Raw genomic sequence first — 5465 nt, 5'->3', positions numbered from 1 at the left:
TAATAAATATTTTTTTATATAATAAAATTATAAATGATTATTTTAAAAATTAGATATAATATAAACTTATTTTTTAAAATAAATAAATATTTCAACAAACCATTAATTCGAAAATTTTCTTTCAGGATTATTGTTTAAATTATTTAAATTATTTAAATTGTTTAAATGATTTAAATAAGTTTTATATTGCTCATAAGTATTTATATTTAATAATTCTATTTCTTCTTCTTCTTTTACACCAAAAAATTTGCATCCATCATTATACATCTTTTGTAGTATTGGATTTAAATTACTATTTTCATTTTCTAAATACGGCATTAATAGCTTTTTGTTTGTTACAAATGGCATTCCAAGACCTTTAGCTGTTTTTAAATGCCCATATTTTTTTCGTCTTAAAATAGAAATAGTATTACTTGGATTTTTTGAATTAAAATAGATATTTATCAATTTTTTATAAGTGTTTGCATTTACTGTAGGTTGATCACCTGCAAGTGCTAAAATGTTATCATATTTAGCACATTTTAATCCATTTAATAAAGAAACAGTCAAATCAACATCAATAGGATTGTTTTTTATAATCTTAATTTTATAATTTTTATTATCATTATTATTATTCACATTGCTTTTATTATTTTCATTATTATTCATATTCTTTTTTTCAAATTTTATTTTTGAAATAGCTGTTTTAATTTCGTTGTGGTAATGACCTAAAACTAAAATAATTTCATCAACATTTGTTAAAAGCACATTATTAATTGTTTTTTCAATAATTGTTTCTTTATTATTATTATTATTATTATTTAATGGAAGTAGTAGCTTATTTATTGGTTTTAAATTTCTTTTTTTATGGTCCTCAATCATTCTAGAACTTTTTCCACCAGCTGTAATTATTGCAGATATTGAAGACATTTTTTCCCTTGCTTTTTTAAGTTAATAATTAAACAACTATTTTTTTTTTTTTTTTTTTTTTTTTTAAGAAATTTTTAATTTTCCTATTTACTCTTCTATATTTTATTCTTCTGTATTTTATTTTATTTTTTTAAATATATAAAATTTTAATTCTAATTTTAAGTTTATTTTTAATATATCATTATATAATACTTATTATAATAATATAAATATTAATTAAATAATGATTGTTTTAATAATTGTAATATTATTATTAAATAATGGTGTTATGATAATATTAATTTTTCAAATTTAAATTACTAAATGCATGATATTATGATTAATTGGGAAAAAACTCCAGCAGCTATCTATAGATCTAAAAAAGGGCAACTAAAACCAATATTCAACAACGACCCTGTAAAATTAGATGATTTAATTAATATTGACCACCAAAAAGGAATACTCTATCAAAATACTTCTAAGTTTACTCAAGGAAAAATGGCTTCTCATGCTCTTATTTGGGGTTCTCGTGGTACTGGAAAGTCTTCATTAGTTAAAGCATTATTAAATCATTTTTATAGTGATGGGTTAAGGATAATTGAATTTTTTAAAGATGATTTAGAAGATTTAATTGATGTTGTTGATGAAATAAGAGATTTACCTTATAAATTTATAATATTTTGTGATGATTTATCATTTGATTTAAATGATGCAAGTTATAAATCTATTAAAGTTATAATGGAAGGTTCTGTTGAACTTCCTCCTAATAATATTTTATTTTATGCAACATCTAATAGAAGACATTTAATTCCAGAATACTTTAGAGATAATGATGGAGTTGATGTTGGCAGTGAAGAAATTCATTACTCTGATTCAGTAGAAGAGAAATTATCTTTAGCAGATAGATTTGGATTGTGGATTTCATTTTATCAAGGAAATCAAAAAGAGTTTTTAGAGTTAATTGACAGCTATTTTTCTGATTTAGACAATGAAAAAAGAGAAAAATTACATAAAATGGCTAAAAATTTCTCTAATCTTAGGTCATCAAGAAGCGGAAGAACAGCTAAACAATTTTTTCAAATTTATGGAGAAGATTTCGAGTAAAAATTGAGTCATAGTCATAGAATTGATTTAAATTAAAATAAGGTGTATTAAAATAAGGTATATTAAAGTAAGATATATTAAAATAAGGTATATTAAAATGATAATAATTAAAAATAGATCATAACTATATTTTGTATAATATTTATCTTAGGTTCTTATTGTTTTCATAAATATTTGCTGTCTTTTTCGTTTTGGCAAACAGAAATTTCATTGTTTAATGTCATATTTTGGTTTTTACTTATGTTTCCTATTTTTTTTTCATATCCTATTTTTTCAAGTACTGTTTGAACATCAACATCAGTTTTAAAGCATCCTGTTCTTGAAAGTAAAACTCCTTGTGGGGAAAAATTAGATAAATTCATCATAGAAATGTTTAAATCTTCATAACAAGCTATTCCTAAAACAGATTCAAACTTATGATTCTTTACTATTTTTTTAATAAAAGTTGATCCAGGAACAATAAATATATTATATCCTATTTCCTCAGCTTTAGGTTTAATTTCTCCAATTGAGCACAATCCACATTCACTACATTTTAAACCCATTTCACCAAGTTTTGCAGGGCAATTTTCATGTCTAAGGCAATGTGGAAATACAATGATTTTGTTTTTATTATCTTTTTCTTTAAAATTGTTTTCATTGATTTTATTTCTAATTTCAACACCAATTTGATCAACCATAACTTCATTAAACCCCAATGTTTTTGTTAAGTATTTTAATGGAGAATAAAGAAAATCTAATGCAAAGATAACTATTTTTGGAAAAATAAGAATTTTTTTCTTGACTAAAACAACACCTAAGACAAGTGCTAGAATAAGCAAAACAAAGAGAGAAATAACTATTATAAAAGCAATTTGTCCTATAATTTCAAAAAAATATTGATGAAACATTTTAATCAACTTTATGTTTAATATATTTAAATAATCGAAAAATTAAAGTTATAAATGTAATTGACAAAATTATTTTAATAATGAAAATAGCTTAAAAATCTTCAATTTTATAACTTTTAAGTTTTCCATGAATTGTAACTCCATTTTTTGATTTTTCTATTGTTAAACCAGATAAACTCTCACATGAACATAAAACATCTTGTTCTGGATGAGTTCCAGGAATTATATTGCAATTTAGTCTTACTTTATCACCAACAGAAAGAACCATAGATAGATGTTTTGAACTTGGGTGGTCTTTAGGTAAAACTATAATTGGTGCATCCATTTCACGAGTAATATATCCAAGAGATTTTATGCCTTTTTCAAATTTTTCCCCTAAGCCAAAGGCAGAAATAGCTATTAAATCATCTTCTTCAAGAAATTGAGCTATTTCTTCCATTTCAGGAGTTCCAATAAATAAAATCTTTTCTTTTCCTACCTTTAAAATACCAACAGTACCACTTTCACCTATTAGATAAAGTATTTCGGAATTTTTTAATGGAATTTCTTTTTTTTCTATCATAATTCTAATGAATTGCAAACAATAATATCATTTTTTTGGAATTTAAATTTCTTCTACATTTGGGCTTTGACAGCTTGGACAAATGATTTTTCTTCCTAATCCTTTAAATTCATTTCCACAATCTAAACATCTGTATTTTTTAGTTTTAAGTTTTTTTACATCGAGGTTTTCTCCCATAGGTCCGCCAGTTGAACACATATTTATCTCTCCTTTATTCTTAGTTTTAATTATATTTTAGATTTTAATTTATTTTAAAATATTTAATATATAGACAATATTTTTAGTTTATTATTTTTAGTATATTAATTTTTGTATTTTTTTGGTGATGTCAACTTAATAAAAATTTCATTATTTCCATTAAAAAATTGAAATTGTTTAGGGTAAATGAACATTTCAATACATAATACATTTCTGCTAATTTTTAGTTTTTAGCGAAATATTCATGTTTTAAATGATTAATTTTATTTATTCTCTTGTAAAAATTCTATGTTTTTAAATTTAAGCTATTTTCAATGGATAAAATTAGTTTGTCCATGATAAAACAACATAAACCTTTATATAAGAAAACGTCAATATAAATTATTGTTTAAAAAATATAGGGTGAATATAATTAATGAGTTAAAGTCTATTTTTTTTTACTTTCATAGATTTTATCCTAATTTTATATTTTCCTGTTTTTTCATTATATTGTATAATACAAAAATGGAAATACTTAAATAACAAGATATTTTCAGCTTTTTTTATTAACAAATATAATTTCTGTTTAGATTAGACCATACATAGGAAGAATACATTGCTTTTCTCTTAATGTGTAAAAATAATATTTAAACTTTAATTAATTGTTTCTACTAAATTTATAAGATAATTTAAAAAGCTGAACATCATGAATTTCAATAAAGCAGGAAAATACCTTAGCTTAACACTTTTAGTACTAGCTATTCTTTCAACATCTGTTGGCATTAGCGTAGCTGCTGGAGAAAATTCAAGTTCAGCTGAAGCCGTCGACTTTAATAACTATACTTCTTATTACAACTACTCTTCTGCTGTTAATGTTGATCATAAACCGACATCTAACTTAACAAAGGATTTAAGTGATTTTAATACTAATGGAATTTCTTTTAACTTAAATAATCATAATAATTCTTCTGATGAAGATAGCATTGGTATGGTGTATTCTGTTTTATCTAATGAAGATCCTGTAAATCTTAATGTTTCACAAGCTTTTAGTGAACACTTATTTAATGTTTCAGGTTTTGATAAATATTGGGATGAATTAATTGAATTGGAATTTGGATCCCATAAATTTAGGGCAATCAAATTAATTATTTCTAATCCTTTAAAGAATATACATAAATTGAATAAGAAAGTTCAAAAAAATTCCGACTTTGAAAATTTTAACAAAAATCTGCTAGATAATTTTTCTACTGTAGATTTATATAAAAATGAGTTATATAAAAATAAATATATTTTGATTAATAAAATTTACATATTTAATTCTAAAAATAATTCCAAAATTTATGCAAGTAAATTACCAATCCAAGAAAACCATTCATCAGATGATAATGATAATGATGAAGATGAACTCTCTGATTCGATAAATTTAGGCATTAGATTCATTTCTTATTTTAATTCCTTTAAAACTTCAAATGAATTCTACAAAATTTTGGACAATACTAATTCTCATGGAAAGCTAATTCATTTAGAAAGTTCTAATTTTAATATATTAGGATCTTATTCTATTATAGACTACTTTTCTAATGAAATTAAAAATAAATATACTGTGGTTAATGAAAACCGAGTTAAAAATAATAATTCTCTTTTTTACATATTTAATTCTAAAAATAATTCCAAAATTCATGCAAATAAATTACCAATCACAGATAACCATTCATCATATTGTTAAGGCAATTTAATTCTAAATGTTTATATACTTTAAATTATATATTATAATAATATGAAACATAGAAAATTAGAACTCAGAGAAAATGATTATAATTCTTTAAAAAAGATGGTTAAAAAAG

The 5465-nt window shown here is 22.5% G+C and carries 6 protein-coding genes; 2 read left to right on the top strand and 4 right to left on the bottom strand.

Annotated elements, in window-relative coordinates; translation table 11 throughout:
* Positions 1–102: 102 nt before the first annotated feature.
* On the bottom strand, positions 103–909 hold the full coding sequence (locus MBCUR_RS00595; protein WP_067088921.1) for an NTP transferase domain-containing protein: 807 nt from the start codon (positions 907–909) through the stop codon (positions 103–105).
* A 315-nt stretch (positions 910–1224) separates the two neighbouring features.
* Between MBCUR_RS00595 and MBCUR_RS00590 the strand changes: the two genes are divergently transcribed.
* Positions 1225–1992: an ATP-binding protein gene (locus MBCUR_RS00590; protein ID WP_067088918.1), complete on the top strand. Its 768-nt coding sequence runs from the start codon at positions 1225–1227 to the stop codon at positions 1990–1992.
* Between the two features lie 164 nt (positions 1993–2156).
* On the opposite strand, the gene MBCUR_RS00585 is transcribed toward MBCUR_RS00590, so the two are convergent.
* The 3 genes from MBCUR_RS00585 to MBCUR_RS10525 all read right to left on the bottom strand — a co-directional run bounded on the left by MBCUR_RS00585 (position 2157) and on the right by MBCUR_RS10525 (position 3642).
* On the bottom strand, positions 2157–2882 hold the full coding sequence (locus tag MBCUR_RS00585; protein ID WP_067088915.1) for a DUF116 domain-containing protein: 726 nt from the start codon (positions 2880–2882) through the stop codon (positions 2157–2159).
* A gap of 91 nt (positions 2883–2973) precedes the next feature.
* A complete protein-coding gene (locus MBCUR_RS00580) occupies positions 2974–3444 on the bottom strand; it encodes a hypothetical protein (protein WP_067088912.1) in 471 nt (156 codons plus the stop codon).
* A gap of 42 nt (positions 3445–3486) precedes the next feature.
* The gene (locus MBCUR_RS10525) at positions 3487–3642 is read right to left on the bottom strand and encodes a hypothetical protein (RefSeq protein WP_169805767.1); all 156 of its coding nucleotides are present in this window, start codon (positions 3640–3642) and stop codon (positions 3487–3489) included.
* Positions 3643–4327: 685 nt separating this feature from the next.
* Here MBCUR_RS10525 and MBCUR_RS00575 point away from each other — a divergent pair.
* The gene (locus MBCUR_RS00575; protein ID WP_067088909.1) at positions 4328–5347 is read left to right on the top strand and encodes a hypothetical protein; all 1020 of its coding nucleotides are present in this window, start codon (positions 4328–4330) and stop codon (positions 5345–5347) included.
* Positions 5348–5465 lie beyond the last annotated feature (118 nt).

The sequence above is a fragment of the Methanobrevibacter curvatus genome (assembly GCF_001639295.1).
Classification (GTDB): Archaea; Methanobacteriota; Methanobacteria; order Methanobacteriales; family Methanobacteriaceae; genus Methanoflexus; species Methanoflexus curvatus.
This window is presented reverse-complemented; position numbering and strand designations above follow the sequence as displayed.

Coding starts and splice junctions, on each gene's coding strand:
- MBCUR_RS00590 (WP_067088918.1), top strand. CDS start 1,225: ATGATTAATTGGGAAAAAACTCCAGCAGCTATCTATAGATCTAAAAAA.
- MBCUR_RS00580 (WP_067088912.1), bottom strand. CDS start 3,444: ATGATAGAAAAAAAAGAAATTCCATTAAAAAATTCCGAAATACTTTAT.
- MBCUR_RS10525 (WP_169805767.1), bottom strand. CDS start 3,642: ATGTGTTCAACTGGCGGACCTATGGGAGAAAACCTCGATGTAAAAAAA.
- MBCUR_RS00595 (WP_067088921.1), bottom strand. CDS start 909: ATGTCTTCAATATCTGCAATAATTACAGCTGGTGGAAAAAGTTCTAGA.
- MBCUR_RS00585 (WP_067088915.1), bottom strand. CDS start 2,882: ATGTTTCATCAATATTTTTTTGAAATTATAGGACAAATTGCTTTTATA.
- MBCUR_RS00575 (WP_067088909.1), top strand. CDS start 4,328: ATGAATTTCAATAAAGCAGGAAAATACCTTAGCTTAACACTTTTAGTA.